The following is a 15,872-nucleotide window of genomic DNA, read 5'->3' as shown; positions in this document are numbered from 1 at the left end:
CGCGGATACAAAAATCCCGGGGCCGAATGGTCCCGGGATTTCTTTGTGCCCCGAACAGGATTCGAACCTGCGGCCTTTCGCTCCGGAGGCGAACGCTCTATCCCCTGAGCTATCGGGGCGCACGTATCTACTTTACACCGAATTTGAGGCGACGCCGGTGTGGCGGACACCGCGGTTATGAGATGAGTACGACGCCGGTGTGGGCAGGTACCGGACCGCGTACGTACCGTGCGGCGTCGTCGCGCAGCGGCAAGTGAGTGCCCACCCACCGGTGTGGCGGGATACAAGCGAGTTTTCGGCCGCACCCGCGCTAGGCGCCACCAAGTTCCCGGTATGCTCGTTCCCATGACTCCCGAAGATTTGAGTGCACTAATCGCGAGTGTGCTGGAGCGCCTGGTGGCGGCCGGCACCATCACAATTTCTGGCGACCTCCCCGCCGTACGTGTGGAACGGCCTCGCAGCAGGGAGCATGGCGACTGGTCGACGAACGCGGCGATGCAGCTGGCGAAGCGTGCGGGCATGGCGCCCCGACAGCTGGCCGCCCTGCTGGCCCCGGAAATTGAGAAGAACGCGGGCATTGACTCCGTGGAGGTGGCCGGCCCCGGCTTCATCAACATTCGGCTGTCTGCCGGTGCGGCGGGGGAGCTGGCAAAGACCATCGTGGGTGCGGGCGTGAATTATGGGCGCTCGGACTCCGGTAGCGGCGTGACGCTCGATCTGGAGTATGTTTCTGCAAATCCCACCGGCCCCATCCACATTGGCGGGGCGCGCTGGGCGGCCGTCGGCGATTCCCTGGCTCGTATCCTCGCGGCCACGGGCTCCACGGTGATTCGCGAGTACTACTTCAATGATCACGGCACGCAGATTGATCGTTTTTCGGCCTCGCTACAGGCCCGCGCGCTGGGTGAGGAACTGCCGGAGGACGGCTACGGCGGGAGCTACATCGAGGACATCGCCAATCAGGTGATCGCGGACGAGGTAGCCGCCGGCCGCCCGGATCCGCGCACACTGCCCCGCGAGGAGGGGCGCGAGGTATTTCGTGCTCGCGGCGTCAAGCTAATGTTCGCCGAGATCCAGCGCTCTCTTCACGAATTTGGCTCGGATTTCGATGTGTTCTTCCATGAGCAGTCCCTCTACGATTCGGGCGCGGTAGATGAGGCCATTGCTGCCCTGCGGGAGCGCGGGGTGATCTTCGAGGCCGACGGCGCCACCTGGGTCCGTACCACCGCCTTTGGGGATGATAAGGACCGCGTCATTATTAAGAAGGATGGCAATTACGCCTACTTCGCCGCGGATATCGCCTACTTCCGTGACAAGCGGAGGCGCGCGGATAAGGCAATCTACATGCTGGGTGCGGATCATCATGGGTACATCGGCCGTATGTATGCGATGGCCGCTGCCTTTGGCGACAAGACGGGCCGCGGTGAGGGCATGGAAATCCTCATCGGCCAGCTGGTGAATCTCATGCGCAATGGCACTCCGGTGCGCATGTCGAAGCGCGCGGGTACCGTGGTGACGCTTGAGGACCTGGTGGATGCTGTGGGCGTGGATGCGGCGCGCTACTCCCTGGTGCGTGCGTCGGTGGATTCCGCGCTGGATCTGGACCTGGATTTGATTGCTTCCCACACGAATGACAACCCTGTCTACTACGTGCAGTACGCGCACGCACGTACTGTCGCGGTTGACCGTAATGCCACCGAGCATGGCGTGCGCCGGGAGGACGCCTTCGAGCCGGCGCTGCTGGAGGAGGCCGATGCTGCGCTGCTCAGCGAGCTGGCGCGCTTCCCGCGGGTGGTGAACGAGGCCGCGGAACTCCGTGCGCCCCACCGGGTGGCCCGGTACCTGGAGGAGCTCGCCGCTGCCTATCACGGCTGGTACGGCAAGGCGCGCGTGACGCCACGTGCGGATGAGCCGGTTTCGGATCTGCATCGCACGCGTCTCTGGGTGAACGACGCCGCTCGCCAGGTGTTCGCGAACGGCCTGGGATTGCTGGGAGTCTCGGCGCCCGAACACATGTAGCGAGTCTTTCGTATGTGAGGCTCGTGGTACTCGGTTTTTAGCCGGACTGGAAGAGTGGGGCGGCGGACGGTTGTCCGCCGCCCCACTGCACGATCAAGTGCATAGAGCCGGTTAACGCCGCCATATTTGTTCGCCGTTGGATATGCGCAACTAAACAGAACGGGTAAGTGGCGCCGCGGTGTAGTAAGCTACGGGGAGGATTCGAGGTTGTACCGGTAGTAGGCCGGTCCCCAATCCGTAGCCTCCCTGTGAGAACGTGGGCATGTGCCCCGTGGGATGGGCATTTTATTTCCAGTAGGCGCGTACGTCCGCGTCATATCCGAGGAAGGAACCTCGTGGCAGATACCCCGAACTTTGGCGCCATTTCTGCAATGCGCGTCGCTGAACTTCGCGAACTTGCGAAGGAACTCAATCTTGATGTGGATCCCAAGGCTCGCAAGGCCGAATTACTAGAGGAGATCCGGAAGGTGGTGCCGGCCCGGCGTGGTCGGCCCTCAAAGGCCGCCAAGCAGGCGGTGGAGGCCGCCTCTGCTGGTAATCAGACGTCTACACCGGCGGACAAAGCTGCCGGTGCGGCGGAGGAAAATACGGCATCGGCTGCTTCCCACACCGAGAACGAATCGGCGCCCCAGCGTCGCGTGCGGCAGCGTCGTCCGCGCGCTCAAGAGGTGACAGAAGAAGAAAATCACGCCGTCATTGAGCTGCCCCAGCCTAAGGAGGGCTCGCGGCGAGGTGGTACGCGCCAGGCCAGCATGTCCGATGAGGAGCGTCAGGCGGCGTTGGAAGCCATCGGTGACGCGGCTGAGCGCCACGCCGGCAGTGATAATGCGGAGGGCGAGGGTGAAGAGACCTCTCGTCGTACGCGTCGTCGGCGGCGTCGGAATCACCATGAAACCGAATCCGGCAGCGAAAACGCGCGCGAAGAGAATCGCTCGCGCGGCAACCGTAACCAGGATGCTCGCCGTGAGGACCACGGTTCCCGGCAGCAAAACGGTCAGGACGGCCGCAACCGGGATGCGCGCAACAACCAGGACCGCACTAACAACGATGCGCGCAATGATCACCGTGGTGAGGAGGCGCTCCTCCCCGTGGCCGGCATCGTGGATATTGCGGGCAAGCAGGCCTACCTGCGTGCGGGCGGCTACCTGCCCGGCCCGAACGATGCGCAGATTTCCCCGCAGATCATGAAGGAGTACGGGCTGCGCCGTGGCGACGCCGTGACCGGTGTGGTGCGTCCCAAGGAGGAGGGAAACGCGCAGCCTAACAACCAGCATGGCCGCGGCCGTGGACGCGGGCGCCGCAAGCCCGCCGCCCGCAAGCCGTTCAACCAGCTGGTGCGCGTGAGTGCCATTAATTCGCTCACCCCCGAGCAGTCCGCCAAGCGCCCGGAGTTCACGCGCCTCACGCCGCTCTACCCGAACGAGCTTCTGCGTATGGAGACCACCTCCAAGGCCGTGACGGCGCGCGCCATTGATCTGGTGGCACCGATCGGCAAGGGGCAGCGCGGCCTCATCGTGGCGCCCCCGAAGGCCGGCAAAACGATGGTGCTCCAGCAGATCGCGAACTCCGTGGCCGCCAATAATCCGGACGTTCACCTCATGGTGGTGCTGGTGGATGAGCGGCCCGAGGAAGTCACGGATATGCGCCGCGTGGTTAAGGGCGAGGTCATTGCCTCCACCTTCGACCGCCCGGCCTCCGATCACGCCCAGGTGGCGGAGCTGGCCATTGCGCGTGCAAAGCGCCTGGTGGAACTCGGCCAGGACGTGGTGGTGCTGCTCGATTCGCTCACCCGTCTCTCCCGCGCCTACAACCTGGCCCAGCCCGCCTCGGGGCGCATTCTTTCCGGCGGTGTGGACGCCGGTGCGCTCTACCCGCCCAAGCGCTTCTTCGGCGCCGCCCGCAACATTGAGAATGGCGGCTCGCTCACCATCATCGCCACGGCGCTGGTGGAAACCGGCTCCAAGATGGATGAGGTGATCTTCGAGGAGTTCAAGGGTACCGGCAATATGGAACTGCGCCTCTCCCGCCAGCTGGCGGACCGCCGTATCTTCCCGGCCATTGACGTTAATGCCTCCGGTACTCGCCGCGAGGAGCTGCTCTACTCGGCTGAGGAACTCAAGGTTATTTGGCAGCTGCGGCGCGGTCTCGGCTCGCTGTCCACCGAGGACGCCAGCGATTTCTTCCTCAAACGCCTCAAGGCCACGGAGAATAACGGTGAATTCCTCGTGTCCATCATGCGGAGTCTGCAGAATCAGGCACGCACGTCCTCAAAGTAGTGCCCGCCCGCCGGTGGGCTCCTTGCGGGCTCACCGGCTACGGCGCTATAGTTTGCCAGTTGCTTTTAGCAACGTCCTATCGGCTTCCGGTTCACCGCCCAGCGGACCCGGAGCGGCTAACGATCCAAGGAGAAAATAATGAAGCAGGGAATCCATCCCGATTACCACACCGTGCATGTGACCTGCACGTGCGGCAACGAATTCGATACGCGTTCCACCTATCCCGGTGACTCCATGCGCCTGGACGTGTGCAACGCCTGCCATCCGTTCTACACGGGCAAGCAGAAGATCCTCGATACGGGCGGCCGTGTGGCTCGCTTCGAGGCTCGCTACGGCAAGCGCAAGAAGTAGCGGAATTTGGTGGGGAGCGTCGGCATTGTCCGGCGCTCCTTTTTCGTCCCGGGCATTTGCTGCTGTGTGCCAGGACCATCGCAACTCGGCAGATTAAGTGGAACGCCGGCTAGAATGGCGAAGAATCGCTGCAACAGAAAGGTGAAGCGTGGCTGAGGACAATCGCGTCGATATCGCCCAGCAAATGGAGCGGGAGTATCTGGACATCGAGAAGCAGATGGCATCCCCTGAGGTGCTGGCGCACCCCGATAAGCTCCGCTCGCTCGGCCGGCGGTATTCCAAGCTGGGGCGCGTGGTCAAGATTTACCGTGCCTACGCGAAGGCGGCGAAGGATCTGGCGGAGGTCCAGGAGATTGTGGCGGGCGGCGGCGAGGATGCCGAACTGTTTCGCGACGAGGTGCCCGCACTGCGAGCCAAAACCGATGAACTCTCTGAGCAGCTGACGGACGCGCTACTGCCTCGGGATGATGACGATGATCGTGATGTCATCATGGAAATTAAGGGTGGTGCCGGTGGTGAAGAATCCGCCCTGTTTGCCGGTGATCTGGCCCGCATGTACCAGCGTTATGCGGAGAAGATGGGATGGACGTGGGAGGTGCTCTCCCTCAACCAGACCGAGCTGGGCGGCGTAAAGGACGGCCAGTTCGCCATTCGCTCCAAGGGCACGCTTGAGGATCCGTCCGAGGGCGTGTGGGCGCATCTCAAATATGAGGGCGGTGTGCACCGCGTTCAGCGTGTACCCGTGACCGAATCTCAGGGGCGCATCCAAACGTCCACCGCCGGCGTGCTGGTGTTCGCTGAAGTGGATGATCCGGGCGAAGTAGAGATCGCCCCAAATGACATTCGTATTGACGTGTATCGCTCCTCCGGCCCGGGTGGGCAGTCCGTGAACACCACCGATTCGGCCGTACGTATCACGCACATTCCCACCGGAATTGTGGTGTCCATGCAGGACGAAAAATCCCAGATTCAGAACCGCGAATCTGCCATGCGCGTGCTGCGTGCCCGGCTCCGCCAGCGCCAATTGGATGAGCAGGCGGAGAAGAATGCGGCCATGCGGCATTCGCAGGTTCGCACCATGGATCGCTCCGAGCGTATTCGCACCTACAATTTCCCGGAGAATCGCATCGCGGATCACCGTACCGGGTACAAGGCGCACAACCTGGACCAGGTGATGGACGGCGATCTGGATGCGGTCATTGACTCCGCGCGCCAGATTGATGAGCGCGCCCGGCTTGAAGAGGCCCAGCAGGCCGCCAACGCGGATAAGCAGTAATGGTCGACGGTCCGCGCGGCGGTCAATCACCCACCTGGGCCACGCTCATTCGCGAGGGCTCCTATATTCTCTCTGAGGCCGGGGTGCCCTCGCCCACCGTGGACGCCCGCGCGCTGGCCGAATTTGTAGCCGGTGAGCGCCCGAATCCGACTGCCCGCCCGGGGGAGGCAGCCCGGCGTTTCCTGTCGCTGATCGGTCGCCGTGCTCAGCGCATCCCGCTCCAGCACCTCACCGGCCGCATGTACTTCCGCTATCTCACGCTCGCGTCCACCCCCGCCGCGCTTGTGGTGCGCCCGGAAACGGAGATGGTGGCCGGCGCTGCCATCGCGGCCGTACGCGAACGCGTTAGCGGAGCCCATCCGCACCCCACGGCGCTGGACCTGGGGACCGGCTCGGGCGCCATTGCACTTGCCATCGCCACCGAGGTGCCACCCGCCAGTGTGACGGGTGTGGACATTTCGGCCCCCGCGTTGCAGCTGGCCCAGCGCAATAACGCCGCCTACGGCACCCCGGTACATTTTGTGGAGGGTGACGCACTAGACCCCGCACTGGCAACGAAGCTGGGGCGCTACGACGTCGTCGTATCCAATCCGCCCTACGTTCCTCCCGGCAGCGCAATCGCGCCGGAAGCCACGCATGATCCCGCGCTGGCACTCTGGGGCGGTAGTGCGGGTGGGATGGAATTTCCCGCCGCGCTGGTGCGAGCGGCACGGGCACTACTGGTGGCGGGCGGTAGGCTCATTGTTGAACACGATGAGCGTCAGGGTGCGGCGTTGCGCGCGGTGGCGAAAACGGCCGGATATACGGATATCGTCACGCGGCAGGATCTCACCGCTCGGGACCGCTGGCTGGAGGCCACCTGGCCCGGGGACACGCAGAAAGGCGAGGGATGCTAAGCGAGAAGGATATTGCGGAGGCGGTGGCGGCCGTTCGCGCGGGCACGCTGGTGGTGCTTCCCACGGATACCGTGTACGGCGTGGGGGCGGATGCGTTTTCTCCCAGCGCGGTGGACAGGTTGCTCACGGCCAAGGGGCGCGGGCGGGACAAGCCCTCCCCGGTGCTGGTGGATTCCGTGGCGGCAGCGGAGCGGCTGGCGGTGGCGATCCCGCCGGTGGCACGCGCCATGATGGAGCAGCTGTGGCCCGGCGCCCTCACCATCGTGCTCCCGGCGCAGCCCACCATCGGCTGGGACCTAGGCGAAACGAACGGCACGGTGGCGCTGCGCATGCCGGATAGTGCCGATGCACTGGCACTTTTGAGCGCCGCGGGGCCGATGGCGGTCAGCTCGGCGAACTTGACGGGACATGCACCGGCACTCACTGCGGCGGATGCACGCGAGCAGCTGGGGGAGAAGGTGGCCGTCTACCTGGATGGCGGCGCGGTGACCGGTGGGGTGCCCTCCACCATCGTACGGATCGGTGAGCGCATCGAAATCCTGCGGCACGGCGCCATTCCGGATGCCCGCATCGCGGAATTCGGGGAGCCGGCCTAGTGCGTGTCTACCTGCTCATGATGCTCATCGCCGCGAGCATCACATTCCTGCTGGTGCCGGTGGTGCTTCGCCTGGCGCTGCGGTGGGGCGCCATGACGCAGGTGCGGAAGCGGGATGTGCACACGGTACCCATCCCGCGTCTGGGCGGGTTGGCCATGTTTGTGGCATTCGCGGCCACACTGGCCGTGGCCTCCCGTATCCCCTATCTTCACGCCGTGCTGGGGCCGAATTCCCAGGCGTGGGCGATTCTGGCGGGCGCGGCAGTCATGTGCCTGGTGGGCGTGGCGGACGACATCTGGGAGCTTGACTGGTACACGAAGCTGGCTGGCGAGATCCTGGCCGCCGGTGTTATGGCCTGGGCCGGCGTCCAATTCATCACTGTGCCGTTTATGGGCTTGACGGTGGGTTCCTCGCGGCTGGCGGCGGTCGGTTCCATCCTGGTGGTAGTTGTGGTGGCCAACGCCGTGAACTTCATGGATGGCCTGGATGGGCTGGCCACCGGGATTGTGGGGATCGCGGGGTTTTCCTTCTTCGTGTACTGCTACATTCTCACGCGCAATAACACGCCGGGGGACTACACCTCGGTAGGTTGCGCGGTGGCCGCGGCACTGGTGGGTGCCTGCGCGGGCTTTCTGCCCCATAATTTCCACCCCGCCCGCATCTTTATGGGGGACTCGGGCTCGCTCACCCTGGGGCTCATCATTGCCGGGGCCGGTATCCAGGTCACGGGACAGACGGATCCCGCGAACACGTCGGTGGGACACGCCATCCCGGCCTACCTGCCCCTGCTGCTGGCCGTTGCTGTCATTCTGCTGCCGCTGGTGGATTTTGTGTGGGCTGTGCTGCGCCGGCTGGCACGTGGGCAGTCGCCCTTCCATGCCGACGCCGGTCACCTCCACCACCGTGTGCTTCACCGCGCCCAATCCCACGTGGTAGCGGTGCTCATTCTTTACATGTGGGCGGTTATCTTCTCCTTTACCTGTGTGCTACTGGTGGCGTTGCCGTCCCGCGACGTCCTAATGATCGGTGCGGGTGCGGTTCTGGTGGGCACGGGCATTACCGTGGCCGTGTTCCGGGGCGCCGCCCGGGTGTATCACAGGCGGGTGGATGCGACGACGTCGGATCCCTTTGTCACGGGAGGCGCGGCATGACGGATGGTCAGGTACTAGCGCGTGTGGCCAAGTGGAATGCGAGCGTGGCGGCGGTGATGGGCCTGGGTGGCCTGGTATGGGCGTGCGCCGGGGGCGGTGGGCGCGCCTGGGGCATGTTCGCCGGTGCTGTGGTGGGGGCCCTGCTGTTTGTTTCCGCGCCATGGCTCTATCGGCGCAGTGGGCGCCGGGACGTGCTGGGCGCCTACGGCCTACGGCTGGGCATTGTGGTGGTGGGTTTTGCAATCATTGCCTACATACCCGGCGTGAGTGCCCGGTACGCGGCTCTCACTATGGCGGTGCTGGTGGTCGTGTCCCTGGTGATCGCAAGTGTCATCGTCCTAAGGTCCCGCGTTGAGGGGTAGCCGGGCGTGTAAAGTTGTTCAGGTTTTTCGGCGGGCTTTCCCGGTCCGATTGATTCTGTATGTATCATTGGGAATAGCGCTCTCCGAGAACGCGTAGATGAAGGGTGAATGCATGTCGTCAGGTCTGCTGGCTGTTATTGCGTCTCCCGTGGTTTTGGCCGCGGACGGCGGATTCAAGGGTCCCGGGATCGAGGAGTTCTTCCCGGATCCGATGCTGCTTCAGGGCACGCCTTTCGCGTTGAATCGCGTGATGCTCATCCGCCTTATTTCCGCACTATTCATCCTGGTGTGCGCGTGGATTTACCACAGTCGCGCCAAGCTGGTGCCGGGCCGGTGGCAGGCCAGCTTCGAGATGCTCCTGGAGTTCTCGAAGGTGCAGATCGGTGAGGAACTTCTTGAGGATAAGGCGAGGAAGTATCAGCCGCTCATTGCCGCTATCTTCCTCGGCACGCTCTTTATGAACCTCACGGGTATTATCCCGGGGCTTCAGCTAGCGGGAACATCCGTTGTTGGCATGCCGCTTGTTTACACGATCGTCACCTACCTGGCATTCATCATTGCGGGTATCAAGGAGCGCGGCGGGCTCAAATTCTTCCGCGAACAGCTCTTCCCGCCGGGGGTGCCGTGGCCCATCTACTTCATCATGACGCCCATTGAGTTCCTCTCCACCTTCGCGATTCGGCCGATTACGCTGACGGTCCGTCTTCTGGCGAACATGGTGTCTGGGCACATGCTTCTTGCGCTGTGCTTCTTGGGTACACATTTCCTGTACTTCTCGATGTCCGGCGGCACCGGTATCGCCCTCGGTACGGTCACGCTGGCCGGTGGCATTCTCTTTACCTGCTTTGAAGCGTTCATTGCATGCCTGCAGGCCTACATCTTCGCGATGCTCACGGCCTCCTATATTCAGCTTTCCATCTCGGCCCACTAGGGCACCGGCCCTCCGGGCCGGCATTTGACTTGGCCCTCCGGGGTCACCAACCCACATAAGAAAAGGAAGAATTAAATGACTGGATCAGCAGCGGTTCTTGCAACCATCGGCTACGGCCTTGCGGCAATTGGCCCCGGCATTGGTATTGGTCTGATCGGTGCGAAGAATCAGGAGGCCACGGCTCGCCAGCCCGAAATCCGCGGCTACCTCCGCGTGAACATGTTCCTCGCCATTGCGTTTACCGAAGCTCTTGGCCTCATCGGCTTCGTGGCAGGCTTCATCTTCAAGTAAATCGCGGTCAAGCAGGAAGAAGGCACAATCATGGTTGTTGCAGAGCAGTCGGTTATTTTCCCCTCGCTCCCTGACTTCCTGTGGGGCACCGTTTCCTTCATCATCGTGGCCGTTGCCATTTACTACCTGGCCTGGCCCACCTTCATGAAAATGCTCGATGAGCGTGGGGAGAAGATCGAAAAGGGGCTCCATGCTGCCGACGCCGCGAAGGCCGAGGTGGAAGCCGAGCGCGCCAAGATGGCTGACGAACGCGCCGCTGCTACGCGTGAGGCCGCGGAGATCCGCTCCCAGGCGCAGGAGAACGCGAAGGCCATCGTGGCACGGGCACAGGAACAGGCAAACGAGGAAGCGCGGCGGATTTCCGCCTCCGCGCAGCGTCAGATTGCCGCGGATGCCGAGGCCGCTCAGCGCGTGCTCCGGGATCAAATGGGTGCACTCGCCACGAACCTGGCGGGGAAGATTGTGGGCCAGCAGGTCCAACTTGATTCCACCGTCAGTCAGTCCGTAGTTGACCAGTTCCTCACGGACCTGGATGAGGGAGCCGTCAATGCGCATCACTAGTGAACGATCCCTCGGAATGGCGAAGGCGAAATTGCCGGGCGCCGTTTCGGGCAGTGGGCTTTCCACGCTCGCGTTCGCGGAGCAGTTGCTCAGCGCGGGCGAAGTGCTGGCCAGCTCCGCGGCGTTCACGGGTGGGCTCACGGACCTCTCTCGCGCCGGGGAAGAACGCGCCACACTACTACGTAACGGTTTCGCCGGCGGCGCGGACAGCGGCGTCGTTGAGCTCCTGAGCTACATGGCCTCTCTGCCGTGGTCCCAGCCTAAGGATCTGGTGCAGGGCGTGCGCGAAGTGGCCGTGGAAGGCGTGATCTCGAGCGCGCAGGAGAAGGGCTATCTCCCGGAGGTCGAGGCCGAAGTGTTTGAGGCCATCGACCAGTTCCATAAGAATCGCCCACTCAGGTTGGCGGTGCTCGATCGGGCCTACCCGATGGCGGCGCGCGTGCAGCTGGTGGATCGGGCCTTCGCGGCGGATCACCGGGAATCGCAGGTACTGATCGCGGCGGCGGTCCAGCGTACAGAGAACGGTGTGCGGCTGGTGTCCTCGCTGCTTCGCTTTACGGACCAGGCGGCCGGGCGAGGTAATCACGAGGTGGCCGCAGTCACCGTCGCGACGCCGCTGACGGTGGAGCAGGAACGGCGCCTTAGCGAAGGCCTTAAGAAGCGTTACGGGACGGATGTTTCCGTCCACGTCACCGTCGATCCGGCCGTGGTGGGCGGCATTCGCGTGGCTATCGGAAATGACGTGATTGATTCGACCCTTGCGTCTCGTCTCAAGAGCGTTCGGGAAATGATTGCGAAGGCGCCTCAGTCCGCGCCGGCGCAGTAAGGAAGTAGAATGGCTGAACTTTCAATCCAGCCCGACCAGATTCGGGCGGCGCTCGATTCCTTCGTGCGCTCCTATGAGCCTGAGAAGGCAATGGGGCAGGAAGTCGGGCACGTCACGATGACAGCCGACGGCATCGCGCGCGTTGAGGGATTGCCGGGCGCCATGGCGAACGAACTCCTCACCTTTGAGGACGGCACGCTGGGCCTTGCAATGAACCTTGAGGAACGCGAGATCGGCGTTGTGGTGCTGGGCGACTTCTCGAAGATCGAGGAGGGCCAGGAAGTTCACCGTACCGGTGAGGTGCTATCCGTTCCTGTGGGTGACGGATACCTCGGCCGTACGGTGGACCCGCTGGGCCACCCAATTGATGGCCTGGGACCCATTGAAAATCTGGACGGGCGCCGTGCCCTGGAGGCGCAGGCCCCCGGCGTGATGGACCGCCAGTCCGTGAAGGAACCGCTCCAGACGGGTATCAAGGCCATTGACGCCATGATCCCGATCGGGCGCGGTCAGCGTCAGCTCATCATTGGCGATCGCCAGACGGGCAAAACCGCTCTGGCCGTGGACGCCATTTTGAACCAGCGCAAGGAATGGGAGACGGGCGATCCCACGCGGCAGGTGCGCTGCATCTACGTGGCCATCGGCCAGAAGGGCACCACCATTGCCTCGGTGCGTGGCACCCTGGAGCGCTTCGGCGCCATGGAGTACACCACCATCGTGGCGGCCCCGGCCTCCGATTCGGCCGGTTTCAAGTACCTGGCGCCCTACACCGGTTCGGCCATTGGGCAGCACTGGATGTACCACGGCAAGCACGTGCTCATCGTGTTTGATGATCTGTCCAAGCAGGCTGAAGCGTACCGATCGCTCTCCCTTCTACTGCGCCGTCCGCCGGGGCGTGAGGCCTACCCGGGCGACGTGTTCTACCTGCACTCTCGCCTGCTGGAGCGTTGTGCCAAGCTGTCTGACGAGCTGGGCGGCGGGTCCATGACGGGCCTGCCGATCGTGGAAACCAAGGCGAACGACGTCTCGGCCTACATTCCCACCAACGTCATTTCCATTACGGACGGCCAGATCTTCCTCCAGTCCGATCTGTTCAACGCGAACCAGCGTCCGGCTGTGGACGTGGGCATTTCCGTGTCCCGTGTGGGTGGCGACGCGCAGATCAAGGCTATGAAGAAGGTGGCGGGCACGCTGAAGATTTCGCTCGCGCAGTACCGTGCGCAGGCGGCCTTCGCCATGTTCGCCTCGGATCTCGATGCGGCCACGCGCCAGCAGCTCACGCGCGGCGCCCGGCTCATGGAACTCCTCAAGCAGCCGCAGTACACGCCGTACGAGCAGGAGGACCAGGTGGTATCCATCTGGGCCGGCACGCACGGCTACCTTGACGACATTCCCGTTGAGGATGTCCACGAGTACGAGGCGGGACTGCTCGATTACGTGCGCTCTAACTCCACCGTGCCGGCTGCGATCCGTGAAACGGGCAAGCTCACGGATGAGACCGAGACCGCGCTGAAGGAAGCCGTGGCCGCCTTTACCCAGCAGTTCATCACCTCGAAGGGTATTGAAACGGAACAGGGTGAAGCGAGCGCCGAGCACACCACCGAAACCATTAACCAGCCGAAGCGGGGTTAGCGTTGGCGGGAGATCAGAGGAGATTCAAGCAGAAGATCCAGGCCACCTCCACCCTGGAGAAGGTGTTCCGCGCAATGGAGCTCATCGCCTCCTCGCGGATCGGTCGGGCACGCCGCGCGGCACAGGGTGCTGATCCGTACACGCGTGCGATCACTTCGGCGCTCTCCCTGGTGGCTCACCACGATTTCGATGCTTCCCATCCGCTCCTCCGGGAGCGCAGCGATTCCGGGCGAGTGGCCATTCTTGTGGTCACCTCGGATCGCGGTCTAGCCGGCTCCTACTCCGCAAATGTGGAGCGGGAGGCGGTGGAGGTGATGAACCGTCTGCGCGGCGAGGGCAAAGAGCCGGTGCTGTTTGTGACCGGCCGGCGCGGTATCGCCTACTTTAAGTTCCGCGACGCGGTGATTGAGCGCTTCTGGGAGGGAGGCTCCGATCAGCCCGCCGAAGAACGCATGGACGAGGTGGCGCAGGCGCTGGTGGATGCGTTCCTCACCCCGGGCAAGCAGGGCGTGGATCAGGTACTGGTAATATCCACGCGCTTCAAGTCCATGGTGAAGCAGACCGTGGAGGTGCGTCACATGCTTCCGCTGGCCGTGGTGGAGGCTGAATCTGGCCCACTGTTGGATGATGAGGAGGCGCTCTTCACGCCCGGCACGGGCGATGCGCTCCCGCTCTACGAGTTTGAGCCGTCCGCCCACGAGGTGTTCGGTGCGTTGCTACCGCTCTATGTCAAGCAGCGCATTGCCAATGTGCTGCTCATGGCGGCGGCGTCAGAATTGGCGGCCCGCCAGCAGGCTATGCATTCGGCAACCGATAACGCCCACCAGCTGGTGGATGAGTACACCCGGCGGGCGAATGAGGCGCGTCAGGCGGAGATCACCACGGAAATCACTGAGATCGTGTCCGGCGCGGACGCCCTGAAGAATTCTTGAAACGGAGGAAGTACATGTCACAGGTAGTTGAGGCTCCCGCCCGTACCGGGCGGGTTGTCCAGGTGATCGGCGCCGTGGTGGACGTCGAGTTCCCCTCGGATGCCATGCCGGAGCTCAATAACGCTCTGGTGACGGACATCCAGGTGGGGGACACCGAGGATTCCACGGGCACCAAGCAGATCACGCTTGAGGTGGCACAGCACCTGGGCGATTCTGTTATTCGTGCTATTGCCATGGCACCCACGGATGGCCTGGTGCGTGGTGCCGAGGTGCGCGATACCGGTGCCCCCATTACCGTGCCGGTGGGCGAAGGCACGCTGGGCCGCGTGTTCAACGTGCTGGGCCAGCCGCTCAACCTCGAGGACGGTGAGCAGCTTGAGGTAGAGGATCGGTGGCCGATTCACCGTGATCCTCCGGCGTTCCAGGATTTGGAGCCGGAAACCACGATGTTCGAAACGGGCATCAAGTCCATTGACCTCCTCACCCCCTACGTACAGGGCGGCAAGATCGGTCTGTTCGGTGGTGCCGGTGTGGGCAAGACGGTTCTGATCCAGGAGATGATCTACCGCGTAGCTCAGGACCACGAGGGCGTGTCCGTATTCGCCGGTGTGGGCGAGCGTACCCGTGAGGGTAATGATCTGATTCACGAGATGGCGGATTCGGGCGTGCTGGATAAAACGGCGCTGGTATTCGGCCAGATGGATGAGCCGCCGGGGGTGCGTCTGCGCGTGGCGCTCACCGGCCTGACCATGTCCGAGTATTTCCGTGACGTGAAGAACCAGGATGTGTTGCTGTTTATTGACAACATTTTCCGGTTCACCCAGGCCGGCTCCGAGGTATCCACCCTGCTGGGCCGCATGCCGTCCGCCGTGGGTTATCAGCCCACCCTGGCGGATGAGATGGGTGCTCTCCAGGAGCGTATTACCTCGACAAAGGGCCACTCCATCACGTCCATGCAGGCCATTTACGTGCCCGCTGACGATTACACGGACCCGGCCCCGGCCACCACGTTTGCGCACCTGGACGCCACCACGCAGCTCTCCCGTGAGATTGCTTCGCGTGGCCTCTACCCTGCTATCGATCCGCTGACATCAACGTCCCGTATCCTCGACCCGCAGATCGTGGGCCAGGAGCACTACGACGTCGCCACGGATGTGAAGGCCATCCTGCAGCGCAACAAGGAACTCCAGGACATCATCTCCATCCTGGGTGTGGACGAGCTCTCGCAGGAGGATCGCATGATCGTTTCCCGCGCCCGCAAGATCCAGCAATTCCTCTCCCAGAACACCTACACGGCCGTCAAGTTCACGGGCGTGGAGGGCTCCACGGTACCGGTATCCGAGACGGTTGAGGCGTTCAAGCGTATTGTCAACGGCCATTACGATTCCGTGCCTGAGCAGCTGTTCTTCAATATCGGTGGCATCGATGATCTCGAGGCCGCCTACGCGAAGTACCAGAAGGAGAACTAATGCGCGTCCAGATTGTGAGCCGCGCCGGCGTTGAATGGGAAGGGGACGCCTCCTCCGTGGTGGTTCCCTCCCAGGAGGGCGAGGTGGGTATTCTGCCCGGCCACACCCCCATGCTCGCGCTTCTCGCAGAGGGCACGGTGCGCGTGGCAAACGATGTGGAGACCCACGAGTTCAAGGTTGCGGGCAATAGCTTTGTGACGGTGGATTCGGATCTCATCTACATCGTGGTGGAATCCGCTACGGTAGCGGCGTAGCAACGCAGGTTTGGGTGCCGGTGCCCCCGGGGGTGCCGGCATTCGCGTG

At 63.4% G+C, this 15,872-nt stretch carries 16 protein-coding genes and 1 tRNA gene; 16 read left to right on the top strand and 1 reads right to left on the bottom strand.

Going from position 1 to position 15,872, the window contains the following annotated elements; all coding sequences use genetic code 11:
* Positions 1–46: 46 nt before the first annotated feature.
* Positions 47–119 (bottom strand) — tRNA-Arg (locus EIH27_RS05190).
* A gap of 226 nt (positions 120–345) precedes the next feature.
* Here EIH27_RS05190 and argS point away from each other — a divergent pair.
* The 16 genes from argS to EIH27_RS05110 all read left to right on the top strand — a co-directional run bounded on the left by argS (position 346) and on the right by EIH27_RS05110 (position 15,823).
* Positions 346–2,019, top strand: a complete 1,674-nt coding sequence (gene argS, locus EIH27_RS05185; RefSeq protein WP_124039853.1) for an arginine--tRNA ligase — start codon at positions 346–348, stop codon at positions 2,017–2,019.
* A gap of 371 nt (positions 2,020–2,390) precedes the next feature.
* Positions 2,391–4,295 (top strand): transcription termination factor Rho, encoded by a 1,905-nt coding sequence (gene rho / locus EIH27_RS05180; RefSeq protein ID WP_124040163.1) that lies wholly within the window; start codon positions 2,391–2,393, stop codon positions 4,293–4,295.
* Between the two features lie 138 nt (positions 4,296–4,433).
* Positions 4,434–4,646: a 50S ribosomal protein L31 gene (rpmE, locus tag EIH27_RS05175; protein ID WP_124039852.1), complete on the top strand. Its 213-nt coding sequence runs from the start codon at positions 4,434–4,436 to the stop codon at positions 4,644–4,646.
* Between the two features lie 184 nt (positions 4,647–4,830).
* Positions 4,831–5,922 (top strand): peptide chain release factor 1, encoded by a 1,092-nt coding sequence (prfA, locus tag EIH27_RS05170; RefSeq protein ID WP_124040162.1) that lies wholly within the window; start codon positions 4,831–4,833, stop codon positions 5,920–5,922.
* Entirely contained in the window at positions 5,922–6,818 is an 897-nt protein-coding gene (gene prmC, locus EIH27_RS05165; protein ID WP_124039851.1) for a peptide chain release factor N(5)-glutamine methyltransferase, read from the top strand. The genes prfA and prmC overlap by 1 nt, the downstream gene beginning before the upstream one ends.
* Positions 6,812–7,414, top strand: a complete 603-nt coding sequence (locus EIH27_RS05160; RefSeq protein WP_124039850.1) for an L-threonylcarbamoyladenylate synthase — start codon at positions 6,812–6,814, stop codon at positions 7,412–7,414. The genes prmC and EIH27_RS05160 overlap by 7 nt, the downstream gene beginning before the upstream one ends.
* Positions 7,414–8,565 (top strand): glycosyltransferase family 4 protein, encoded by a 1,152-nt coding sequence (locus EIH27_RS05155; protein WP_124039849.1) that lies wholly within the window; start codon positions 7,414–7,416, stop codon positions 8,563–8,565. The genes EIH27_RS05160 and EIH27_RS05155 overlap by 1 nt, the downstream gene beginning before the upstream one ends.
* Positions 8,562–8,927: a hypothetical protein gene (locus EIH27_RS05150; RefSeq protein ID WP_124039848.1), complete on the top strand. Its 366-nt coding sequence runs from the start codon at positions 8,562–8,564 to the stop codon at positions 8,925–8,927. The genes EIH27_RS05155 and EIH27_RS05150 overlap by 4 nt, the downstream gene beginning before the upstream one ends.
* A gap of 112 nt (positions 8,928–9,039) precedes the next feature.
* Positions 9,040–9,858, top strand: coding sequence for a F0F1 ATP synthase subunit A (gene atpB / locus EIH27_RS05145; protein ID WP_124039847.1), 819 nt, complete (start codon positions 9,040–9,042; stop codon positions 9,856–9,858).
* A 75-nt stretch (positions 9,859–9,933) separates the two neighbouring features.
* A complete protein-coding gene (gene atpE, locus EIH27_RS05140) occupies positions 9,934–10,149 on the top strand; it encodes an ATP synthase F0 subunit C (RefSeq protein ID WP_124039846.1) in 216 nt (71 codons plus the stop codon).
* Positions 10,150–10,179: 30 nt separating this feature from the next.
* Positions 10,180–10,710, top strand: a complete 531-nt coding sequence (atpF, locus tag EIH27_RS05135) for a F0F1 ATP synthase subunit B (RefSeq protein WP_124039845.1) — start codon at positions 10,180–10,182, stop codon at positions 10,708–10,710.
* A complete protein-coding gene (locus EIH27_RS05130) occupies positions 10,697–11,536 on the top strand; it encodes a F0F1 ATP synthase subunit delta (protein WP_164461609.1) in 840 nt (279 codons plus the stop codon). Before atpF ends, EIH27_RS05130 begins: the two co-directional genes overlap by 14 nt.
* Positions 11,537–11,545: 9 nt before the next feature.
* The gene (gene atpA / locus EIH27_RS05125; protein ID WP_124039843.1) at positions 11,546–13,168 is read left to right on the top strand and encodes a F0F1 ATP synthase subunit alpha; all 1,623 of its coding nucleotides are present in this window, start codon (positions 11,546–11,548) and stop codon (positions 13,166–13,168) included.
* A 2-nt stretch (positions 13,169–13,170) separates the two neighbouring features.
* The gene (locus EIH27_RS05120) at positions 13,171–14,100 is read left to right on the top strand and encodes a F0F1 ATP synthase subunit gamma (RefSeq protein WP_124039842.1); all 930 of its coding nucleotides are present in this window, start codon (positions 13,171–13,173) and stop codon (positions 14,098–14,100) included.
* A 14-nt stretch (positions 14,101–14,114) separates the two neighbouring features.
* Positions 14,115–15,569, top strand: a complete 1,455-nt coding sequence (gene atpD, locus EIH27_RS05115; protein ID WP_124039841.1) for a F0F1 ATP synthase subunit beta — start codon at positions 14,115–14,117, stop codon at positions 15,567–15,569.
* The gene (locus tag EIH27_RS05110) at positions 15,569–15,823 is read left to right on the top strand and encodes a F0F1 ATP synthase subunit delta/epsilon (RefSeq protein WP_124039840.1); all 255 of its coding nucleotides are present in this window, start codon (positions 15,569–15,571) and stop codon (positions 15,821–15,823) included. Before atpD ends, EIH27_RS05110 begins: the two co-directional genes overlap by 1 nt.
* Positions 15,824–15,872: the final 49 nt, after the last annotated feature.

The organism is Neoactinobaculum massilliense (assembly GCF_900604955.1).
Taxonomy (GTDB): domain Bacteria; phylum Actinomycetota; class Actinomycetes; order Actinomycetales; family Actinomycetaceae; genus Neoactinobaculum; species Neoactinobaculum massilliense.
This window is presented reverse-complemented; position numbering and strand designations above follow the sequence as displayed.

Bases quoted from the DNA above. Each gene is read 5' to 3' on its own strand.
- rpmE (WP_124039852.1), top strand. From the start codon at position 4,434: ATGAAGCAGGGAATCCATCCCGATTACCACACCGTGCATGTGACCTGC.
- atpE (WP_124039846.1), top strand. From the start codon at position 9,934: ATGACTGGATCAGCAGCGGTTCTTGCAACCATCGGCTACGGCCTTGCG.
- atpB (WP_124039847.1), top strand. From the start codon at position 9,040: ATGTCGTCAGGTCTGCTGGCTGTTATTGCGTCTCCCGTGGTTTTGGCC.
- EIH27_RS05110 (WP_124039840.1), top strand. From the start codon at position 15,569: ATGCGCGTCCAGATTGTGAGCCGCGCCGGCGTTGAATGGGAAGGGGAC.
- rho (WP_124040163.1), top strand. From the start codon at position 2,391: ATGCGCGTCGCTGAACTTCGCGAACTTGCGAAGGAACTCAATCTTGAT.
- EIH27_RS05150 (WP_124039848.1), top strand. From the start codon at position 8,562: ATGACGGATGGTCAGGTACTAGCGCGTGTGGCCAAGTGGAATGCGAGC.
- EIH27_RS05130 (WP_164461609.1), top strand. From the start codon at position 10,697: ATGCGCATCACTAGTGAACGATCCCTCGGAATGGCGAAGGCGAAATTG.
- argS (WP_124039853.1), top strand. From the start codon at position 346: ATGACTCCCGAAGATTTGAGTGCACTAATCGCGAGTGTGCTGGAGCGC.
- EIH27_RS05160 (WP_124039850.1), top strand. From the start codon at position 6,812: ATGCTAAGCGAGAAGGATATTGCGGAGGCGGTGGCGGCCGTTCGCGCG.
- atpF (WP_124039845.1), top strand. From the start codon at position 10,180: ATGGTTGTTGCAGAGCAGTCGGTTATTTTCCCCTCGCTCCCTGACTTC.
- prfA (WP_124040162.1), top strand. From the start codon at position 4,831: ATGGAGCGGGAGTATCTGGACATCGAGAAGCAGATGGCATCCCCTGAG.
- atpD (WP_124039841.1), top strand. From the start codon at position 14,115: ATGTCACAGGTAGTTGAGGCTCCCGCCCGTACCGGGCGGGTTGTCCAG.
- atpA (WP_124039843.1), top strand. From the start codon at position 11,546: ATGGCTGAACTTTCAATCCAGCCCGACCAGATTCGGGCGGCGCTCGAT.
- prmC (WP_124039851.1), top strand. From the start codon at position 5,922: ATGGTCGACGGTCCGCGCGGCGGTCAATCACCCACCTGGGCCACGCTC.